Genomic DNA, 20,943 nt, shown 5'->3' with positions numbered 1-20,943 from the left:
AGATGGATTGGACAGGAACAGATAATTTTTTAATTTGATGGTTTTCACTATAAAGCTATTCAATATCTACAGGGCCTGAAGGGATCAACTTTATACTTTCAATTTCATGATGTATTGTTCTGCTATTTTAAATAATTACTATGAATTGTTTTGAATTTGATTTATTGTTTCATTGTTTGTGAAACTTATTTCATTGTGTCCTATATTTACTCCTGCGAAAAATAGTTGGCGGTTATTTCGCAGCATTCATGATCTTGAATGTTTCAATGAAAAATTAAAGATAGGATACATAATAATGAACAGGAATTTGATTGTATTTGCGATTGCCGGGATTTGCATTTCCGGTGCCAATGCAAATGAATTGACGAATTTTGTCAAAATGGATGAAAAAGCAATCTTTATTGAAGGTGAAAACATTGTTGAAGTGCCAGACGTGAGTGACTATTCTCTCGCTCGTGTCTATTCAACGGCCGAAAAAGCTGCTGCGATGAGTGCGGTTGCGGTTTCAGCGGATGGCACACAGTACAAAGCTGACATCTCTGAAGAGACACTGGCTGTGCTGGAACAAGCGGTTCAAGCCATGCAGGCACAGGGGTTAGACAGCAGTATTTTCACAACGGAGCCCCATGACCCAACGAAACCTGCATTACCGGATGATACTTTTTCTTCCTTGAAAGTGATCGGCAGTGATAATCGGGTACGCGTGACCAACACAACAGCGAAGCCTCATTTGTACAATGGTCGTATTGCGGTGGGTTGTACGGGAACTTTGATCACCAAGAAGCATGTACTGACAGCCGGCCACTGTATTTCAAATGGTTCGGGTGGCTGGTATAAGTCGCTGAACTTCACTGCGGGTCAGAATGGCTCCTATAAGCCTTGGGGCACAACGACGTGGAAGAATGCTGTAACAACGTCGGGTTGGCATAACAATGGCGATACCAACTACGATTATGCGCTTATCATTCTGAACAGCGAGCCTCATGGGGGGCATTCAGGTTGGGGGACTTACTCTGGTGGCACGCATAGTGTGACGGGTTATCCGGGTGATAAACCAACGGGCACCATGTGGACGGATTCTGGCTCGACGTCGGCAATCTCAAACACGCGTGTTTGTTACACGCTGGATACGGCGGGTGGCCAGAGTGGCAGCGGGATTAAAGACAGCGGCAATTATGTGCGCGGCATCCACACAACGGGCTCTACGACCCGAAACTGTGGCACCCGCATGAACAGTTCAGTCTATAACACCGTGAAGGGTTGGATTACGAAGTATCCTTAAAACAGGGATAGCATCATGAAGATAGCCTGACGTTGTCGGGCTATCTTGTTGGGAGTCAAACGGATGAAAAAATATATTGCGGTGCTTTTGATTACGATGATTCAGGCTTGTTCGACAGCGGAGAATGCCTGGGAACGTGTGATGATTCTGGGCAGTGCGGAAGCGAATGATCCTGTACTGGCGCAAGTTGAAAGCCTCGAGAAAAAAGGCTTGGTGAAAGATGTGAACGTGCTGGAGTCCTTTCCGGTTCAGATTTGGCTGACGGCTTCTGAAGAAACAATCGAGTCATTAAAAGCAATGCCACGGAAGTCCCTGAATGACCAGACGTACCGTTCACAATAATCTCTTCCAATTATCGACAAGGCAGAACTGGCCAACGCCCAGACATCGCATCAGACGGACGGGTAACGATCAAGGCTGATGCTCTCCGTTAGTTTGCGTAATGCAATGTTGTGCCAGCGCCTGATAGCGTGCTTGCATGGTGTGAACGAAATCCTCAGCATTTTCGAACTGAGTCATCGGGTCGCCAATTACCACATCACAATTAAAAGGGACGAACATGGCTGTTCCTCTGGGTAAAGCCCGACCCAAACCCCGCATGACAACCGGGGTGACCGGGCAATCTGCATGTGCTTTGACTAAATGATAAATACCTTTCTTAATACCGCTCATCACTTCAGGTTCACCCCGGCTGCCTTCGGGAAAGATAATCAGAATTTCACCCTGGGCTAACGCCTGATGGCATTCATTCAGAACTGCCTCGCGCTGACTGGGAGAAGGGGAGCGCTTGAGCGGAATAATCCCGATGATGTTCAGTGACAGCCAGGCAACTATTTTATTGGACAGAAAGTAGTCCGCCGCGGCAACCGGGCGGACTTTGTGAACGATGGCGATCGGAAATAAGGCCAGTAAAACCAAGGTGTCCAAATGGCTGTTGTGGTTCGCTGCAACCACAACCGGGCCGTCAGTTGGCAGATTTTGCCGATGGATAATGTTCAGCCCCAGACCGATAAAGACCAGAGGTTTGACGATGAATAAAACGAACAACACCTTGAGAATCCGAGCCATAGTGTCCTCAGTAATAGAGATAGTAAATGTAGTGGAAGAACAGAGGGGCCGTGAACATCAGGCTGTCAATCCGATCCAAAATACCCCCATGCCCCGGAATAAACTGGCTGGTATCCTTGATCTGCAAATCGCGTTTGACGGATGAAATAACCAGATCACCGATAAAGCCGCTGAAGGCAATGATCATTCCGGCCACTAAACCTTGTAATGAGGTCAGTGGTGTCAGCCAGGGGGCGGCAAAATAAGACAGCAGAATCACAGTTGCGCTGCCACCGAGGAAACCTTCCCAGGTTTTGTTCGGACTGACTTTTGGGACGATTTTGCGTTTTCCGAATGATTTCCCCCAAACGTACTGAGAGACGTCATTGAGTTGCGTGAACACCAGCAGGAACAGCAACATGCCCATAGAACCTGCTTCAGGGTTCAGGCTGGGCAGCACCAGCAGGTAAGCCATATGGCTGATACAGAAGACGGTCAGCATCATCGCCCAGTGAATGATCCCTGCGGAACGGATAAATCCCCGGGTATCTCCAATCAATACCATGACCATGGGTAGATACAGGAAGACATACACCGGTATAAAAATGATGAACATGCCGTACCAGCCAATCGACAGCCAGTAATATTGAAACGGAATCGACAGGTAGGCCCAGAAGATCACCCGGCGGTCAGTCATTCGGGTCGGTACAATCGACAGGAATTCTTTCAGGGCCATGAAACTCAGAAAACCGACAAAAAACAGGGTATAGGTGAGTGGCAGGTAAAGGACGATAAAGACAATGCCGATCATCCACCACCAGGAGCGAATCCGCAGTTTCAGCTCCAGATAATCTGTTTCCGGATGGGTACGGGATTTCCACAGATAAACCAGTGTCCCGGCGACCAGTACACCGAGTATCGCGCTCATTAGATAAAGCGAATGCAATGGAATGTCAGTCATGCTTTCCCTCTGCTTGGTGTACTTGCTGCTCAGCTTCTTCTGCCTTAAAGCGGTAGATGCCCCGCAAGCGCCGCCATGTGGTGATCAGGGTGCCGATCACCATTACGGCCAGTGCTGCATCCATGGTGTAACCCAGAATATCCGGGAGCCAGCTGAAAACCTGGCTCAGGAAGAGCAGGATGAAACTGGCGGTCAGCAGGGCCATGCGGTGCTGTTTGGCCATCGGGCCGCGAAAATCTGCCGGGCAGCCCATACTGACACCCAGGACACGTACGTAGGCCGTCAACACGGCGAAGAGCGCACTGAGCCAGGCCAGCATCATGCCGTACTCCGATTGGGTCGCAAAGCCAGCGGCGAGGATCAGCAGCGGATCGGCAATCCGGTCCGGAACATCGTTAAACAACTCACCGGCAGGCGTTTTCTTCCCGCCTTCTACGGCAACCATGCCATCGAACAGGTTACATAACAGGCGTAATTGAATACAGACTGCAGCAATCAGCAGCAAACCGCTGATTGGCCGGGACTGATACCAGAACATCGCGGCAAAGCCGAAAGCGGCAAAGACAATGCTCATCAGTGATATCTGATTCGGTGTGATTTGTTTCTGACTCAGCCAGACAGCAACTTGCTTTGTCAATGCGACATCCCGCACGGCCAGTGGCCTGCGATTCTCTTCTGATTCGGTTTGATGCTTCATATCACTACATCACTCAATAAGTGAGCCCTGACTTTCAGCAATCATGGGACGCAGCGATTGAACATCGACTGAGGTTGCTGTGAGTTTATGGGCGAAAGAATCAACATAATGCGTATCGCTTGTATAGCAAGCAATTGAGTATGCTTTTTTGATCTGGTGTCAGGTTCGGGGGCTGGATATGCTTTCAATGATCTTCTGATGCGCCTTTGGCAGCATTGCTGGCCATTGAGCAGTCTCTTTTAAAATCACATCACTATCTGCCTTTGTTCGCAGGGAAAGCGGTGGTGATAACACGTGTCAGGTCCGTAGTATCCAGGTCAGAAAAACCGGATACAGTGATTTTCAGAAACTCTGGATAGATAGGGAATAAAGGTCGGTGCCTCCGTCGTTCAGGAAAACCTGGGATCGAGACTCGGCAGACACGCCTGTTTCTTGCCAGCCAAACAAATGCCTGAATAGCCAAGTAATGCATCCGAAGGGTGATCAGGATGATCTCAGAAACTTGACTTAGTTAATTGTATATGTGTAATATACGATTAACTGATATAGCGCAATCGGAGAATCATCATGAAGCCTCGCATTGAAGCGTTTTACCATGAGAATACCAGCACCATCAGCTATGTGGTCTATGACCAATCGGGTGGCCATGCCGCGGTCATCGACAGTGTTCTCGATTTCTCAGCAAACTCAGGCAAGGTCTGGACAGCGTTTGCGGATAAACAATTGGCGTTTATCAGAGACCATCAACTGACGGTGGACTGGATCCTGGAGACACATGCGCATGCCGATCATTTGTCTGCAGCGCATTACCTTCGACAGCAATTGAACAGCAAAATTGGTGTTGGGGCAGGGATCACTAAAGTACAGAAAACATTCAAGCTGGTTTTCAATATCGATGATGCCGAGTTGTCTGCAAACGGGGAAGTGTTTGATCACCTGTTTCAGGACAATGAAACCTTTCAGATCGGCCCATTGCAAGGACAAATTCTTGCAACACCGGGACATACGAATGACAGCGTGACTTATTTGATAGAAGGCAACGCATTTGTCGGCGATACCTTATTTATGCCGGATGGCGGTACAGCGCGTTGCGATTTCCCGGGAGGCGACGCTGGTGTGCTGTTTGACAGTGTGAACCGACTGCACCATCTGCCGCCAGACACGCGATTGTGGATGTGTCACGACTATCAGCCGGGCGGGCGTGAACTGGCATATGTCACCACTGTTGCGGAGAGTGCCCGTTCTAATATTCATCTTCATGAAGGCATTGCGAGAGGGGATTTTATTACGGTTCGCGAAAACCGGGACAAAACCTTAGATGTTCCGCAACTTTTGTATCCATCCGTGCAGGTCAATATTCGCGGTGGACAGATGCCTGCAGCAGAAACGAGCCAGACGGCCTATCTTAAAATTCCGCTGTCACTCAGTTCATCCTACGTCTCGCCTGACAACAGCAAACTGAAATCAGAGAAAGGAGGGTCATCATCATGACTGAATTTACTCCCTGGAGTGCGCTGATGGGCGGCTTCATCCTTGGCGGTGCAGCATTGATGTTGCTGGTGCTGAATGGCCGTATTGCCGGTATCTCAGGCATTGTCAGTGGTGCGATGCAACCGAGCGATCCGAATGCCCCCTGGCGCTGGATGTTTCTTCTCGGCTTGGTGCTCGGTCCGTTGCTGGCAGCCCCGTTCGGGCTTCAATTACCGGAACAGATTAATGCAGGCTGGCCCTTGATACTCATTGGCGGGTTTCTGGTGGGTCTGGGGACCCGACTGGGGTCAGGTTGCACCAGTGGTCATGGGATTTGCGGCATCGGACGTCTGTCGCCGCGTTCGATTGTAGCCACTCTGATATTCATGGTTGTCGCGATCATGGTTGTTTTTATCGTCCGTCACCTGATTGGAGTTTAATGTTATGCAACTTTTCATCGCCTTAATTGCAGGTCTGCTATTTGGTGCCGGATTAACAGTGTCACAAATGGTTGATCCGAATAAAGTGCTGAATTTTTTAGATATCACAGGGCAGTGGGATCCAAGTCTGATCTTGGTGATGGGCGGCGCACTGATCGTTTTTGGGCTGGGCTATCAATTTTGGGTGAAGCGGCGCGAGAAGCCCGTCTTCGGGAGCACATTCTATGTTCCAACCAACCAGTTGATTGATAAACCATTGATTCTTGGTGCGCTTCTTTTTGGATTGGGTTGGGGACTTGTTGGTATTTGTCCGGGGCCTGCTGTCGCTAATCTGTTGAGCGGTAACATAAAAGTGATTGGCTTTGTTGTTGCGATGTTGGCGGGAATGCAGTTTTCTGGCACTATCGATCGTCTACTAAAATAATATATGAAGCCGTATGAGGGGAGAATGCGAGATTACTCAAAAATGGAGGCCAATGTAGAGCAGGCCGTTGAACTGCTGAAGGCCATGGGAAATCAACACCGGTTGATGATTCTGTGTGTATTGCAGGAAGAAGAACTTTCTGTGTCACAGCTGAACGAGCGGTTTCCTATCCCTCAGTCTTCCCTGTCACAGCATTTGGCCTGGTTGCGTCGGGCCGGGTTTGTGAAAACTCGCCGTGAAGCGCAGACCATCTATTATCGTCTCGATAATGCGGCTGTGATTGATATGATCGCAATGCTGCACAAACACTACTGCACTGAATAAAGCGTACAACTCAGAACAGCCTGCTCAACTTCTGTACAGGCTGTTCTGCCACATCTCATGTTTCTTTTGGTCAGATTGACCTTCCTCCCATCTTTTTCAAGATCAAAATCAAAGATTTCACATATGCGGGTTGTAGTTTGTGCTATGCCTCATTAAGTTGCTACCTGACCGAACGCCTTACCTTGACCTGGTAAGTGATGAAATTTCAGCTGGTCTGGCTGATTTTTCATCGAAATGACCGAAATATTATCGTATCAGGAGTACGATTCATGATAATACACCCTCGATCACTCAGCCTGGCTTTGATGCCGGGAGGGATCACTGCACCTTTTCGTGCCTTGCTTGGCGCACAATATTTATCTCCCTCCACTTTTCAGCATGAATGCTCTTTTCTGGCTGCGATTTGTCCTTTCTTTTTCAACAAAGTGCCTCAGTTTGCCTTTCAAAAGGAACTGCCGCTCAGTTGATTGAAGTGTTTAAAACCAGATGACTTGGTGAAACGGTACAAAACAGGGGCGGTTTGTCGCGCCTGATCATAACGATGAAGCTCAGGTGCACGCCAAGGGTAGCGGGTAACCTGGGGAAAGGACAAAGATTGTGAATATGAAATTATTGGGTAGCTCCCTGATTATCGCGGGTACGGCTTTAGGGGCGGGGATGCTTGCGATCCCAATGGTGCTGGCTCAGTTCGGGCTGTTGTGGGGCACCATGCTGATGCTGTTGATTTGGGTCGGGACGACCTATGCGGCCTTATTGCTGCTTGAAGCCAGTATTAAAGCCGGTGGGGGACTGGGGATGAACTCGATCGCTCGCAAGACTTTAGGAAAAGGCGGCCAGATCGTGACCAATGGTTTGCTCTATGCGCTGCTGGTTTGTTTGCTGATGGCTTATATTATCGGCGCTGGTGATCTGGTGAAAAAGCTGAGTAGTGAAGTTGGACTCGCGCTGACACCGTCACAGGCACAAATTGCTTTCACCGTCATTGCTGGTCTGGTGGTTGCAGCGGGAACCGGGGTCATCGACAAACTCAACCGCATGCTTTTTGCGGCCATGGTGCTCATGCTGGCAATGACACTCATCACGCTGGTTCCGGGGATCAGTCTGGATAATCTTGCCTCAGTCGGCAGCGACAATAAGATTGCTTTGGTGAAAACCAGTTCTGTGCTGTTTACAAGTTTTGGCTTTATGGTGGTGATTCCTTCTCTGGTGACCTACAACCATGAAGCAACGCAAAAACAGCTGCGAAACATGGTGATTGTGGGTTCTTTGATTCCTCTGGTGTCTTATCTGTTCTGGCTGTACGCCGCCATTGGGAATCTGTCACCGGAACAATTGATCGGGTTTCAGGATGTATCTGAACTGATCACGGCCTTGAGTGTGAACCGGAGCGGAATGCAACTGATTCTGTCGATCTTCACCGGTTTAGCGCTGCTGACGTCTTTTCTGGGCGTGGCGATGGCGCTCTTTGATCAGAACGCAGATACATTCCGCCAAAATCGCGCTGTGACTTACGTGCTGACGTTTATTCTGCCCATGCTGGGTGCGTTACTGGCAGCGAATCAATTCTTGTCTGTGCTGAGCTATGCAGGGATTATTCTGGTTTTTCTGGCGGTATTCGTTCCGATGGCAATGACGCTGAAAGTGCGTCAATCACAACAAAGTCAGGATCAATCCGTGAAGGGTGAAGTTTATCAGGTTCGTGGCGGGATGATGGCAATGGGCCTGAGTTTCCTGTTCGGCTGTTTTTTGCTGATGGCTGAATTGATTTAAAAGGCGCGTTGCAGGAAAAAGATATTCAAATGTAAAAAGGCGCTTCCATCAGGAAGCGCCTTTTTCATAGGAGGCAATACCGGAAACCGATATTGTTTTGAGGATGCTATTGATCTGTTTGACCGAACAGGACCGATAACGTCTGGGATGATTCAGGTTTGACCGAACGCTGAAACAACCTGACCGCAGGAGTAGTGATCTGTTGACACAGATAAAGCAGCAGGAGACGTATCCTCAAAAATCTGCGTGAATCTTACCGAGTTTCCTGCCTTGCTGCTAGGGAGGGCTGTGTTTTCATGAATGGACAAAAAAGCGCAAAGTGTAAACTTTTAAATACACAGCCTTCAGGGTATTCCCGTGAGGAGATTCAACGCCTTATCCTGAATTTCCTTTCATGGAGTCAATCGGCTTTTGCACTATGACAGGGAAGCCAACTTGGAGTATCTTGGTAAAAAAACATGGGATATGGATATGAACTGGAAACTCGCAGAGCAGGTGGCTGAAAAGGCGCTGGCGGAGGGCAGTCTGATGCCTATCGCAACTGATGCCGAAAAGATAGAAGAGCAGGGTGTGGCTTATCTGGGCCATGTGGTGACGGCAAATGCCGGTAAGAAACTTCAGGGAATCACATCCGGTGCTGCTGGCTCGAATCCTTTCTTACCCTATGAAAAATCGATGTATGTGTGCGAAGCCGGCGAGCATCATGTGTGCCTGCTGAATAAATTTCCCGTGATCACCCCGCATTTGCTGATTTGCTCAAAAACTTTTGTGCCTCAGGAATCTCCGCTCAGTTGGGAAGACTGGCACGCCTGGTTGGGTGGATTCACCCATGCGGATGTCCTTGGGTTTTATAACAGCGGGCCTTTAGCCGGAGCCAGTCAGCCGCACCGTCACATGCAATTGGTTCGCAGTGAGATTCCGCTAGAGCAGGTGATTGCGGGCGGCAAGTTACCATTCAGGCATTGGCTGTATCTGGTGGAAGCGATGACAACCGATGAGTTGTATGCTGCCTATACCGAAGGGATGCATGCACTCTCGCTGATTGAGGAAGGCGGGGAAGTGTGTTTGCCACATAACGTACTGGTCACAGAGCGCTGGTTGCTGATTCTGCCACGAAGTGCAAATAACATTGAAGGTTTGTTCGCCAATGGCATTAACTACAGTGGACGTTTTCTGGTGAAGCAACCGGATCAACTGGCTTGGTTGGAAGAATACGGCCTGATGCGTTTTCTGGCTGAATGCAGTGCGTAAGCCCATGTTGCTTGCCCGGTTTGAAATCTAATACCAATCAAAGTAAGTCAATGATCAGAAATAGCGCCGGAAAAATGTTTAAGAACAAGGCGGATTTTTTAGGTAAGTCGTTATTCTACAATCAAAAAATCTAACGCAGTTATCGAATATTTTAGCAAGCTAGGATGACCAGTTATTTACTGCGATTGGTATAATATCAGAGCGCATAAAAAACCCCAGCCGAAGCTGGGGTTTTCAACTTTCGTCCGTTAAGAAATGGATTATTTCTTAGCGTTACGCTCTTTAACTTCTGCGATGACTGCTTCAGCAACGTTCGCTGGGCATGGTGCGTAGTGTGCGAACTCCATAGAGAACTGACCACGACCAGAAGTCATTGTACGCAGCGTACCGATGTAACCGAACATTTCAGACAGTGGTACATCACCCTTGATACGTACGCCAGTTGTACCTGCTTGCTGGTCTTTGATCATACCGCGACGACGGTTCAGGTCACCGATAACATCACCAACGTGATCTTCCGGAGTGAACACGTCAACGTGCATGATAGGTTCCAGCAGCTGAGCACCAGCTTTAGGCATAGACTGACGGAATGCGCCTTTCGCTGCGATTTCAAACGCGACAGCAGAGGAGTCAACTGCGTGGAAACCACCGTCGAACAGCTCAACTTCAACGTCCAGCACTGGGAAGCCAGCCAGAACACCTTGATCCATCATGCCAGCAAAACCTTTTTCGATTGCAGGCCAGAATTCTTTAGGTACGTTACCGCCAACAACCGTTGAGGTGAACTTGAAGCCAGAGTTTGGCTCACCTGGTTTGATGCGGTAGTCGATCTTACCGAACTGACCAGAACCACCAGACTGCTTCTTGTGCGTGTAGCTGTCTTCGATTGGCTGAGTGATCGTCTCACGGTAAGCAACCTGTGGAGCACCGACAGTCAGTTCAACACCGTGCGTACGCTTCAGGATGTCAACTTTAATGTCCAGGTGCAGCTCACCCATACCTTTCAGGATGGTTTCGCCAGAATCTTCATCAGTTTCAACCTGGAACGATGGATCTTCTGCAACCATCTTACCCAGTGCGACACCCAGTTTCTCAGAAGCTGTTTTGTCCTTAGGCGCAACAGCGATAGAAATTACTGGGACAGGGAAGATCATTGGTTCCAGAGTACATTCGTGCTTAGGATCACACAGGGTGTGACCTGTCTGAACGTTCTTCATACCAACGATAGCGATGATGTCACCCGCTTGTGCTGAAGTCAGCTCGTTACGGTCATCTGCTTGCATCTCAACCATACGGCCGATACGCTCTGTTTTACCAGTCGCAGAGTTCAGGATGGTGTCACCCTTCTTCAGCTTACCAGAGTAGATACGGACGAAAGTCAGGGCACCAAAACGGTCATCCATGATCTTAAACGCCAGAGCACGGAATGGCTCGTCTGCAGATACAGTAGCAACTTCACCCGTTGGTTCACCCGTTTCTGGATCAGTCAGATCCTGAGGGTCAACTTCTGTTGGTGATGGCAGGTAGTCAACAACGGCGTCCAGAACCAGCTGGATACCTTTGTTTTTGTATGCTGAACCACAGAAAGTCGGGAAGAAGGCCAGGTCTCGTGTACCTTTACGGATACAACGTTTCAGGTCTTCGATAGAAGGCTCTTCACCTTCCATGTAAGCTTCCATCAGGGCGTCGTCTTGCTCAACGGCAGTCTCAACCAGTTCTTCACGGTAAGCTTCTACGTCGTCAACCATGTCCGCTGGGATATCTTGAACTTCGTAGTTTTCTGGCAGACCCGTGTCATCCCACACGTAAGCCTGACGGCTCAGAACGTCAACCACACCCACGAAGTCTTCTTCACGGCCGATAGGCAGGGTCATTACAAGAGGCGTGGCGCCAAGTACGTTTTTCACTTGATCAACGACGTTGTAGAAGTCCGCGCCCATACGGTCCAGTTTGTTCACGAAGATCAGACGAGATACTTCTGAGTCGTTCGCGTAACGCCAGTTTGTTTCAGACTGAGGCTCAACACCACCAGAACCACAGAATACACCGATACCACCGTCAAGTACTTTCAGAGAACGGTAAACTTCTACGGTGAAGTCAACGTGTCCCGGAGTATCGATAACGTTCAGACGGTGATCGTTCCAGAAACAGCTTACTGCTGCAGACTGGATGGTAATACCACGCTCAGCTTCCTGCTCCATGAAGTCAGTCGTCGTTGAGCCGTCGTGAGTATCACCGATTTTATGGATTTTACCGGTCAGCTTCAGGATACGCTCAGTGGTAGTGGTTTTACCCGCATCTACGTGCGCGAAAATACCAATGTTTCTGTATTTAGATAGATCTGCCATTGTTTTTCTCTATATGAACAATTGTTGTCACATGTCAGGGTGGGGAGTATAGCACTACTTACAAGTATCAGAACATAGATCTGAGTAATTTAATGATTATTCGCTGGCTTTTAACCCGTTGAATCAGGCAGGAACCGAATGATTGCTCAATAAAAACGCAGTAAATGACATTCCAGCGTTCCTGTTCATGCTGAAGCCGAGCGGAACCGAATCGGCAAAATAACTTTGAGGATATGCCCAGCGATTCGGGCGGGTTATTTCCTTATGGTATATATTTGTGGTACATGTCAACACAACCTATTGACCATTCGTACAATAATGAAAACACAACGATTTTTAACTGAATGGTCCGCCAGGGTGGCTGAAATGTTTTGGAGGGGATATGAGACAGAGATTTGCACTGGGATTATTGATAACGGCAGGTTTGTCATTCGGATCTGCACCCGGTTTTGCCGCAGAAGTGATTGAGTCGGCCAGCGTGGTCGGTTTCGGGACTGCCAAATACCCACCGGATTTCCCTCATTTTGATTACGTCAACCCGGATGCACCGAAAGGCGGGAGCATCACTTACGCTGAAGTCGGCACTTACGACAGCTTTAATCGCTATGGTTCGAGAGGCGTTTCTGCCGCGGGTGCTGAGGAAATTTATGACACGCTTTTTGTGCCTGCGCAGGATGAAATCGACAGTCATTACCCGCTGATTGCGCAAAAAGTGCGATATGCCGACGATTTTTCCTGGATGGAAATCGATATCAACCCAAAAGCACGTTTTCACGACGGGCAGCCCATTACAGCCAAAGATGTTGCCTTTACGTTCGATAAGTTCATGAAAGAAGGGGTTCCGCAGTTTCGCGTCTTTTATAAAGATGTGAAGTCCGTGACCGTAAAAGCGCCTCTGACGGCAAGGGTCGATATGGCGGTCCCAAACCGGGAGAGGCTCTATTCTCTGGTCGAAGGCATGAATGTGCTGCCGGAACACTTCTGGAAAGATAAAAAACTGAGTGAGCCTTTAAATGAGCCTCCGGTTGGCAGTAGCGCCTATAAGATTACCAGTTACCAGCCCGGGCAAAGTGTCACTTATTCCCGGGTGAAGGATTACTGGGCGGCTGACCTGCCCGTGAATGTCGGGCGGCATAACTTCGATACAATCCGCTACGATTACTATCGGGATGACACCGTGACGCTGGAGGCTTTTAAAGCAGGGGAGTATGACTTCCGGCAGGAAAATGTCGCCAAATTCTGGGCGACCTTGTACGAAGGCAACAACTTCGACAATGGTTTCATTAAGAAAGAAGAGATTGGCCATGAGATCCCGCAGGCCATGCAAGGGTTTGTCTTCAATACACAACGTTCGGTGTTTCAGGATATTCGCGTTCGTGAAGCGCTGAACTATGCGATGGACTTCGAGTGGATGAACAAAACGCTTTTTTATAGCCAGTACACCCGGTCCCGAAGTTTTTTCCAGAACACGCCATATGAAGCGAAAGGTCTGCCAAGCCCGGCAGAGCTGACTTATCTCACACCGCTGAAAGATAAAATTCCAGCCCGTGTGTTGACTGAAACTTATCAGCCGCCGGTCACCGATGGCTCGGGGCGGATTCGTCAGCAGGCACGAAAAGCATTCGCATTGCTCAAAGAAGCAGGCTGGTCGCTCAAAGATCAGGTCATGACAAATGAGAAAACAGGCGAACCTCTGGCCTTTGAATTGCTGATTTACAGCCCAACCTCCGAGCGGATCGCAATTCCGCTGCAGAAGAACCTGAAACAACTGGGGATCGACATGAAGATCCGCACCGTGGATACCACTCAGTACATCAAACGGCTTCGGGATCGCGACTTTGACATGGTCTCTTCGGGCTATGCCGCAAACCCATACCCAACGCAGAACTTGCTGATTGCCTGGAACAGCAATTATCTGGATTCAACCTATAACACTGCGGGCGTGCAGGATGCCGCAATTGACACCCTGACCGAGCAGATTGCAGCTCATCAGCGCGATCCGGAAGCACTGGCAGCTTTGGGGCCCGCGCTGGACCGGGTATTGCAGTGGAACTTTTTTGTGATACCGCAATGGCACCTGAGCAAGTTCCGGATTGCAACCTGGGATAAGTTTGACCGTCCGTCGGTTCGGCCCAAGTATGCTCTCGGTGTCGATACCTGGTGGGTTGATCCGGCAAAAGCAGCAAAACTCCCGGAAAAGCGCCGATAATTCTGAATCAGGTTCAAGGAAAGCAGTATGACCGCATATATGATCCGGCGACTTTTGCTGGTGATTCCAACGCTCTGGGCCATCATCACGATTAACTTTTTTGTGATTCAGATTGCGCCCGGCGGCCCGGTTGAGCAGGCCGTCGCTCAGCTGGAAGGACATTCATCCGGCATTATGGAACGATTTACCGGGGGCGGACAGGAAGTTCAGCAAACCGATTCCGGTTCAGCAAATGGTAGCAGCGGCTATCGGGGGTCCCGCGGGCTGGACCCGGAAGTGGTCGAAGAAATCCGCAAGCAGTTTGGTTTTGATAAACCGATGTGGGAACGCTATGTCGACATGCTGAAAAACTATGCCACTTTTAATTTTGGCGAAAGCCTGTTTCGTGGCGGCAATGTGATTGATCTGATTATCGATCGTCTCCCGGTCTCGATTTCGCTGGGACTGTGGAGCACCTTAATCATCTATTTCATCTCCATTCCTTTAGGGATTGCCAAAGCTGTTCAGCATGGCAGCCGGTTTGATATCTGGAGCAGTGCTCTGGTCATTACCGGTTACGCCATTCCCGGGTTTTTATTCGCCATTGTGCTGATCATCTTCTTTGCCAGTGGTAACTATTTCAGCTGGTTTCCGCTTCGGGGATTATTTTCTGCAGACTTTGACCAGATGACCTGGTATCAGCAGATTGGTGATTACTTCTGGCATTTAACACTGCCGATTATTGCCATGGTGATCGGTGGGTTTGCCACACTCACCATGCTGACAAAGAACTCTTTTCTGGATGAAATCAATAAGCAATATGTGGTCACTGCCAGAGCCAAAGGGCTGGATGACCGCAGCATCTTATATAAGCACGTGTTCCGGAATGCCATGCTGATTATTATTGCGGGCTTTCCGAGTGCTTTTATCAGTATCTTCTTTACCGGCTCGATGTTGATCGAAGTGATGTTCTCTCTGGAGGGCATTGGTTTACTTGGCTTTGAATCTACGATTCAGCGTGATTATCCGATTGTGTTCAGTACGCTCTACATTATGACGTTATTGGGCCTGATGATGAACATTATTTCTGACCTGACTTATACCCTGGTCGATCCGCGAATTGATTTTGAGGCCAGGTAGTATGATTTCAAAAAACTTAAACGCGATGCTGAAGAAACCACGATTGCCCATGAACCCACTGAGCAGAGCGCGCTGGGAAAGATTTAAAGCACACCGGCGGGGTTACTGGTCGCTGTGGATCTTTTCTGTGCTTTTTTTTCTGAGTTTGTTTGCAGAAGTGATCGCTAACGACAAGCCGTTACTGATCAGCTTCAAGGGCGATTATTATTTCCCGATCGTTCAACACTATGCCGAAACTGAATTCGGGGGAGAGTTTGCGACCGAAGCCGACTATACCGACCCTTATGTACAGGAACTCATCACAGCGGAAGGTTCGATGATCTGGCCACCGATTCGGTTTAGCTATGACACCATCAATTATAATTTGTCCGGGCCGGCACCTTCAGCACCGGATCAGGTGAACTGGTTGGGAACTGATGATAAAGGCCGCGATGTGCTGGCCCGGATTATTTATGGATTCCGGGTCTCCGTCCTGTTTGGGTTTGCGCTCACGATTATTTCGACAGTGATTGGTGTTCTGGTCGGCGCCGGACAAGGCTATTACGGTGGCTGGATTGATTTGTTCGGCCAACGCTTTATCGAAATCTGGTCGGGCATGCCCACCTTATTCTTACTGATTATTCTGTCCAGTTTCGTGGAACCAAACTTCTGGTGGTTGCTGGGCATTATGGTGCTGTTCAGCTGGATGGGGCTGGTGGGTGTTGTGCGGGCAGAGTTTCTGCGATGTCGGAACCTGGACTATGTTCGTGCTGCACAGGCGCTGGGGGTGAACGATACCCGCATTATGCTTCGGCACATGCTACCGAATGCCATGGTTGCTTCTTTAACCATGATGCCGTTTATCTTAAGTGGTTCGGTGACAACCCTGACTTCTCTTGATTTTCTGGGGTTTGGTTTACCGGTCGGCTCACCGTCTTTAGGTGAATTGCTGGCGCAGGGGAAAACAAACCTTCAGGCACCCTGGCTCGGGCTGTCTGCTTTCGTTGTGTTGTCGATCATGCTGAGCTTACTGGTGTTTATTGGTGAAGCCGTGCGTGATGCCTTCGACCCCCATCATCAACATTCGTTTTCAGGGAAGTAGTATGAGCGATGCACTGCTAACGATTCATCAATTATCCGTGGGATTTGCCAGTGGTAAAACCGTACGGCCTGTGACCGAAAAAGTCAGTCTGACCATCAAGCGGGGAGAAACGCTGGCACTGGTGGGTGAAAGTGGTTCCGGTAAATCCGTCACGGCCAATGCAATTCTGCGTCTTTTACCCAAGGCGACAGCCCGTTATCTGGAAGGAGAGATTCGGTATGACGGTCTGGATACGCTGAAATGCAGTGAGCGTCAGCTCAGAGGACTGAGAGGCGGAAAGATTGGCATGATCTTTCAGGAACCCATGATGTCGCTCAATCCGCTCCATAAGATTGGCAGGCAGCTTTGTGAGACCCTTGCCATTCACCGGGGCATGCGGCAAAAACCTGCAGAAGCAAAGGCTCTGGCCTGGCTGAAAAAAGTGGGGATCCGAAATCCGGAACAGCGGATGAGTGCCTATCCGCATGAGCTGTCTGGTGGTGAGCGGCAGCGAGTGATGATCGCCATGGCGCTGATCAATGAGCCGGATTTGCTGATTGCTGATGAACCAACCACAGCCTTGGATGTGTCTGTCCAAGCGCAAATTCTGACACTGCTGAATCAGTTGCAGCAGGAAATGGGTATGGCCATGTTGTTTATTACCCATGATCTCAGCATTGTTCGTCAGATTGCCGATCGTGTCGCGGTGATGCAGCTCGGCCAACTGGTGGAAACCAACACTCGGGATGCCATTTTTGAGTCGCCTGCTCATCCGTATACTCAGAAATTGATTCATGCCGATCCGTCGGGCGAACCGGTTCCTGTTCAGGGCGAACAAAAATCTTTGTTTGATATCGACAAATTGCGGGTCTGGTTCCCGGTGAAAGGTGGCATTCTGAAGCGTGTTGTCGGTCATATCAAAGCGGTCACGGATGTGAGTTTTGTCTTGCAGCAAGGACAAAGTGTCGGTCTGGTGGGTGAAAGTGGTTCGGGAAAATCAACCACAGGGATGGCAATACTCAGACTGCTGAACAGTGAAGGCAGCATTCGTTTTGATGGCAAAGAACTGAGCGGGTTAAGCCGGAAAGCCATGCTGCCTTACCGAAGCCGGTTGCAGGTGGTGTTCCAGGATCCATTTTCTGCATTAAATCCCAGAATGTCCGTTGCCCAGATCATTGGTGAAGGCTTAAAAGTTCAGCAGAATCTCTCTGAACAGGCATCCGATGCAATGATCTGCCAGGCGATGCGGGATGTCGAGCTCGATCCGGAGACGCGTTATCGCTATCCGAATGAATTCTCTGGTGGTCAGCGACAACGGATTGCGATTGCCAGAGCATTGGTCCTGAAACCAGAGTTTATTCTGCTGGATGAGCCGACCTCATCGCTCGACAGAACCGTACAGCATCAGGTCTTGCAGCTCCTGAAAGCATTACAACAGAAGTATAAGCTGAGTTATCTTTTTATCAGCCACGATTTAAATGTGGTGAAGTCGCTCTGTCATTATACTCTGGTGCTCAAGGACGGGCTGGTTGTTGAGCAGGGGCCAACCCTGCAATTATTTCAGGAACCCAAAGCCGAATATACCCGCCAGCTGGTCAGTTTGTCGTTCCACAGCTGATTGTCCCCCTCAAGGTCAGCGCCTGTGTTTTTTGAACGGAGCAGGCGCAGATTTTATACGTCTTTTTCCTGACTGTGATTTATGCTTGAGATACAGCGTGTTGTACAACCGTGTGCGTAATCACCCGCTTTATGCTGACTTACTGCACATTATTGAAATTTTTTCAGATAGTACTGGTTGATTGTTATACAAATGATTACAGGGTGTAAGCAATATTCTCAGGTGTAAAATCTGTGTAACTTTTTAAAAATGGTTTGAATAACCACTTGTTGATGATTTGTTGCTATTTTGTGCTTTCTTTGGCCGCGTCTGGGCTGATGAAATAAAACTCTTAACAATTAGGTTACAATCTGCGTATTATACTGCTCGAGTTGTAACCATACAGACTATAAGAGGGAGACTCACATGCAGTCATTGGTCGATTTTATGAACGGAATCATCTGGAGTCCGGCATTGATATATCTTTGCCTGGGCGCCGGCTTGTTTTATTCCATTACCACACGTTTTATGCAGGTTCGTCACTTTGGCGAGATGATCCGTTTGCTGTTCGCAGGACAGAGCTCAGAAAAAGGGATTTCATCTTTCCAGGCGTTGGCAGTATCTCTGTCTGGTCGTGTGGGCACGGGTAACATTGCAGGTGTTGCAGCCGCCATCGGTTTTGGTGGTCCGGGTGCGGTGTTCTGGATGTGGGTTGTTGCGTTTTTAGGCGCTTCAACAGCTTACTACGAGTCAACACTGGCTCAGATTTATAAAGAAGAAGATGAAGGGCAGTTCCGTGGCGGTCCGGCTTACTTTATCGAGAAAGCAATGGGTCAGAAGTGGTATGCATGGGTGTTTGCCATTGCAACCATCATTGCCTGTGGTCTGCTCCTGCCGGGTGTTCAGTCGAACAGTATCGGTAATGCAGTGGCTGCAGCATTCGGCTCCGGTGACATGATCGAAACAACTTTAGGTACATTCAGTTCTGCGAAGGTCATCACGGGTGCAATTGTTTGTGTGGTTCTGGCATTCATCATTTTTGGTGGTGTGAAGCGTATCGCGCATTTTACCCAGATTGTCGTGCCATTTATGGCGCTGGGTTACATCGTGATTGCCTTCGTGGTTATCCTGCTGAACATTGATATGGTGCCAACCGTGTTTGCGACTATCGTCGGTGACGCCTTCTCGCCGATGGCGGGTGTGGGTGCTGCCATCGGTTGGGGGGTAAAACGTGGTGTTTACTCCAACGAAGCGGGTCAGGGGACGGGTCCTCATGCTGCTGCAGCGGCACAGGTTGATCACCCTGCACAACAAGGTTTCGTTCAGGCGTTCTCGATTTACATCGATACCCTGCTGGTTTGTAGCGCAACTGCATTTATGATTATCATCACAGGTGCATTTAACGTTCACGGCGCAGAGGGCGCATTCCTGATTCAAAACCTGCCTGCGGACATTGCTGCGAACAGCCCTGTATTTACGCAAATGGCCATTGAAACAGCGATGCCTGGTCTGGGTAAACCATTCGTTGCAATTGCGTTGTTCTTCTTCTCATTCACCACAATTCTGGCGTATTACTACATTGCTGAAACCAATGTTGCGTACATTCACCGGACCGTTCATGTTCCTGGCCTGATGTTTGTCCTGAAGTTGTTCTTGCTGGCATCTGTGTTCTACGGTGCAGTGAAAACCGCGGATCTGGCCTGGGCGCTGGGTGATGTGGGTGTTGGCCTGATGGCGTGGCTGAACATCGTGGGCATTCTGATCATCTTCTTCATGGCGAAACCAGCGCTGAAAGCACTGAAAGACTATGAAGCCCAGAAGAAAGCCGGTGTGAAAGAGTATGTCTTCGATCCAGTGAAACTGGGTATCAAAGGCGCAGACTACTGGGAAGAGCGTCTGAAACGTAAAGGTCAGACCGCACCGGATCTTGGCGGTGAGTCAACGTCTGGCACAGCGAAGTCTTCGCTCTAAAGAAAAATACAGACAGGTACATTCAGTTCAAAGGCCAGCGTTTGCTGGCCTTTTTCATTTCTTTCGAATACGCCACCGCGACGGTGTACGCGAACGGACTGATCATCAAGGGTACAGGGCTAGATAGTATGCACTCTGTTGCTATTGTGCTACATTGCTTTATTCATATATTGTTACATCTGGTGGGTGAAAGTCTGCATCAGTTCACGACATGCGGCTGTGACAAGCTGAACTGATCAAACAATGAATACTGAGTGATTTCGCGGGGATGAAACGCTGGGAAATCTGTAGATCTAACATCCGCTATTGAAGCTGTGAGGATGCCAATGTATCAAATCGCCATTGTGATTTTTGATGATTTTACGGATATCGATTTTTTTCTACTGAGAGATATTCTGGGCAGAAGTCAGTCCGACTGGACTGTGAAAGTACTGGGAACAAAATCTTCTCATCGCTCATCTCTGGGCATGGCGGTGAAAACAGATGGGCATTTATCCGAGATGTCACAATCAGACGCTGTGCTGTTCAGTAGTGGGTACCGGGGTGTGCCTGCAGCATTAAAAGATCCTGAGTTTATGGATTCACTGCGTCTTAATCCTGACCAGCAATTGATTGGCTCCATTTGCGCCGGTGCATTTTTTCTTGCGCGTCTGGGTTTATTGGACGGTCAGCCAGCCACAACGCATCCGGATGCCAAAACAGCGTTGGAAGCTGAAGGAATACAGGTGCTGGATAAACCTTTCGTGGTGAATGGCAATATCGCAACGGCTGGTGGATGCTTGTCTCAGATGTACCTGACCGGTTGGCTGGCTGAACGATTCTATGGTGTGGAGAAGCGCCGGGAGATTCATCGTCAATTAATCCCTGCAGGCCAGAAGGAAGTCTTTGAAGCGCTGATCAGCCAATCTATCGCAGAGGCTTCAAATGAATCAGTGACTGGTTTTATATTCATTGCCCGGAAACAAGTGTAGTG

19 protein-coding genes are annotated in these 20,943 nt (G+C 49.1%); 15 read left to right on the top strand and 4 right to left on the bottom strand.

Annotated features, from left to right (window positions below):
* Positions 1–295: 295 nt before the first annotated feature.
* Positions 296–1,282, top strand: coding sequence for a serine protease (locus Q4579_RS15150; RefSeq protein WP_303565367.1), 987 nt, complete (start codon positions 296–298; stop codon positions 1,280–1,282).
* A gap of 63 nt (positions 1,283–1,345) precedes the next feature.
* Positions 1,346–1,624, top strand: coding sequence for a hypothetical protein (locus tag Q4579_RS15145; RefSeq protein ID WP_303565366.1), 279 nt, complete (start codon positions 1,346–1,348; stop codon positions 1,622–1,624).
* 69 nt (positions 1,625–1,693) lie between these two features.
* Here Q4579_RS15145 and Q4579_RS15140 read toward each other — a convergent pair whose 3' ends face one another.
* The 3 genes from Q4579_RS15140 to Q4579_RS15130 are packed head-to-tail and all read right to left on the bottom strand — an operon-like array spanning position 1,694 to position 3,987.
* Positions 1,694–2,350 (bottom strand): lysophospholipid acyltransferase family protein, encoded by a 657-nt coding sequence (locus Q4579_RS15140; RefSeq protein WP_303565365.1) that lies wholly within the window; start codon positions 2,348–2,350, stop codon positions 1,694–1,696.
* A gap of 7 nt (positions 2,351–2,357) precedes the next feature.
* On the bottom strand, positions 2,358–3,290 hold the full coding sequence (locus tag Q4579_RS15135) for a phosphatidate cytidylyltransferase (protein WP_211645337.1): 933 nt from the start codon (positions 3,288–3,290) through the stop codon (positions 2,358–2,360).
* The gene (locus Q4579_RS15130; RefSeq protein WP_303565364.1) at positions 3,283–3,987 is read right to left on the bottom strand and encodes a CDP-alcohol phosphatidyltransferase family protein; all 705 of its coding nucleotides are present in this window, start codon (positions 3,985–3,987) and stop codon (positions 3,283–3,285) included. The genes Q4579_RS15135 and Q4579_RS15130 overlap by 8 nt, the downstream gene beginning before the upstream one ends.
* A gap of 567 nt (positions 3,988–4,554) precedes the next feature.
* On the opposite strand from Q4579_RS15130, the gene Q4579_RS15125 reads away from it, so the two are divergent.
* From Q4579_RS15125 to Q4579_RS15095, 7 genes are all read left to right on the top strand, one after another.
* The gene (locus tag Q4579_RS15125) at positions 4,555–5,478 is read left to right on the top strand and encodes an MBL fold metallo-hydrolase (RefSeq protein WP_303565363.1); all 924 of its coding nucleotides are present in this window, start codon (positions 4,555–4,557) and stop codon (positions 5,476–5,478) included.
* Complete coding sequence (locus Q4579_RS15120; RefSeq protein ID WP_303565361.1) at positions 5,475–5,897, top strand: YeeE/YedE family protein; 423 nt, start codon at positions 5,475–5,477, stop codon at positions 5,895–5,897. Before Q4579_RS15125 ends, Q4579_RS15120 begins: the two co-directional genes overlap by 4 nt.
* A 4-nt stretch (positions 5,898–5,901) precedes the next feature.
* Positions 5,902–6,321 carry a YeeE/YedE family protein gene (locus Q4579_RS15115; RefSeq protein WP_303565359.1) on the top strand — a complete coding sequence of 140 codons (420 nt, stop codon included), beginning with the start codon at positions 5,902–5,904 and terminating at the stop codon, positions 6,319–6,321.
* 24 nt (positions 6,322–6,345) lie between these two features.
* Positions 6,346–6,645 carry a metalloregulator ArsR/SmtB family transcription factor gene (locus Q4579_RS15110; RefSeq protein WP_249199039.1) on the top strand — a complete coding sequence of 100 codons (300 nt, stop codon included), beginning with the start codon at positions 6,346–6,348 and terminating at the stop codon, positions 6,643–6,645.
* 197 nt (positions 6,646–6,842) lie between these two features.
* On the top strand, positions 6,843–7,112 hold the full coding sequence (locus Q4579_RS15105) for a hypothetical protein (protein ID WP_303565357.1): 270 nt from the start codon (positions 6,843–6,845) through the stop codon (positions 7,110–7,112).
* Positions 7,113–7,242: 130 nt separating this feature from the next.
* Complete coding sequence (locus Q4579_RS15100; RefSeq protein WP_303565355.1) at positions 7,243–8,415, top strand: amino acid permease; 1,173 nt, start codon at positions 7,243–7,245, stop codon at positions 8,413–8,415.
* Positions 8,416–8,886: 471 nt separating this feature from the next.
* Positions 8,887–9,666 (top strand): DUF4922 domain-containing protein, encoded by a 780-nt coding sequence (locus Q4579_RS15095; RefSeq protein WP_303565354.1) that lies wholly within the window; start codon positions 8,887–8,889, stop codon positions 9,664–9,666.
* 260 nt (positions 9,667–9,926) lie between these two features.
* Here Q4579_RS15095 and fusA read toward each other — a convergent pair whose 3' ends face one another.
* The gene (gene fusA / locus Q4579_RS15090) at positions 9,927–12,014 is read right to left on the bottom strand and encodes an elongation factor G (protein WP_303565353.1); all 2,088 of its coding nucleotides are present in this window, start codon (positions 12,012–12,014) and stop codon (positions 9,927–9,929) included.
* Positions 12,015–12,396: 382 nt separating this feature from the next.
* On the opposite strand from fusA, the gene Q4579_RS15085 reads away from it, so the two are divergent.
* The 6 genes from Q4579_RS15085 (at position 12,397) to Q4579_RS15060 (ending at position 20,941) form a co-directional block, all read left to right on the top strand.
* Positions 12,397–14,223 carry an extracellular solute-binding protein gene (locus Q4579_RS15085; RefSeq protein ID WP_303565352.1) on the top strand — a complete coding sequence of 609 codons (1,827 nt, stop codon included), beginning with the start codon at positions 12,397–12,399 and terminating at the stop codon, positions 14,221–14,223.
* Positions 14,224–14,250: 27 nt separating this feature from the next.
* Positions 14,251–15,342: a microcin C ABC transporter permease YejB gene (locus Q4579_RS15080; protein ID WP_303565351.1), complete on the top strand. Its 1,092-nt coding sequence runs from the start codon at positions 14,251–14,253 to the stop codon at positions 15,340–15,342.
* A gap of 25 nt (positions 15,343–15,367) precedes the next feature.
* Positions 15,368–16,423 (top strand): ABC transporter permease, encoded by a 1,056-nt coding sequence (locus tag Q4579_RS15075; protein ID WP_303565403.1) that lies wholly within the window; start codon positions 15,368–15,370, stop codon positions 16,421–16,423.
* A 1-nt stretch (position 16,424) separates the two neighbouring features.
* Entirely contained in the window at positions 16,425–18,020 is a 1,596-nt protein-coding gene (locus Q4579_RS15070; protein WP_303565350.1) for an ABC transporter ATP-binding protein, read from the top strand.
* Positions 18,021–18,425: 405 nt separating this feature from the next.
* Positions 18,426–19,970 (top strand): sodium:alanine symporter family protein, encoded by a 1,545-nt coding sequence (locus Q4579_RS15065; RefSeq protein WP_303565349.1) that lies wholly within the window; start codon positions 18,426–18,428, stop codon positions 19,968–19,970.
* A 326-nt stretch (positions 19,971–20,296) separates the two neighbouring features.
* Positions 20,297–20,941, top strand: coding sequence for a DJ-1/PfpI family protein (locus tag Q4579_RS15060; RefSeq protein ID WP_303565347.1), 645 nt, complete (start codon positions 20,297–20,299; stop codon positions 20,939–20,941).
* Positions 20,942–20,943 lie beyond the last annotated feature (2 nt).

The sequence above is a fragment of the Photobacterium sp. 1_MG-2023 genome (assembly GCF_030547945.1).
In the GTDB taxonomy this organism is placed as follows: Bacteria; Pseudomonadota; Gammaproteobacteria; order Enterobacterales; family Vibrionaceae; genus Photobacterium.
The sequence above is the reverse complement of the archived record's forward strand: the minus strand, read 5'-3'. Positions and strand labels throughout refer to the sequence as shown.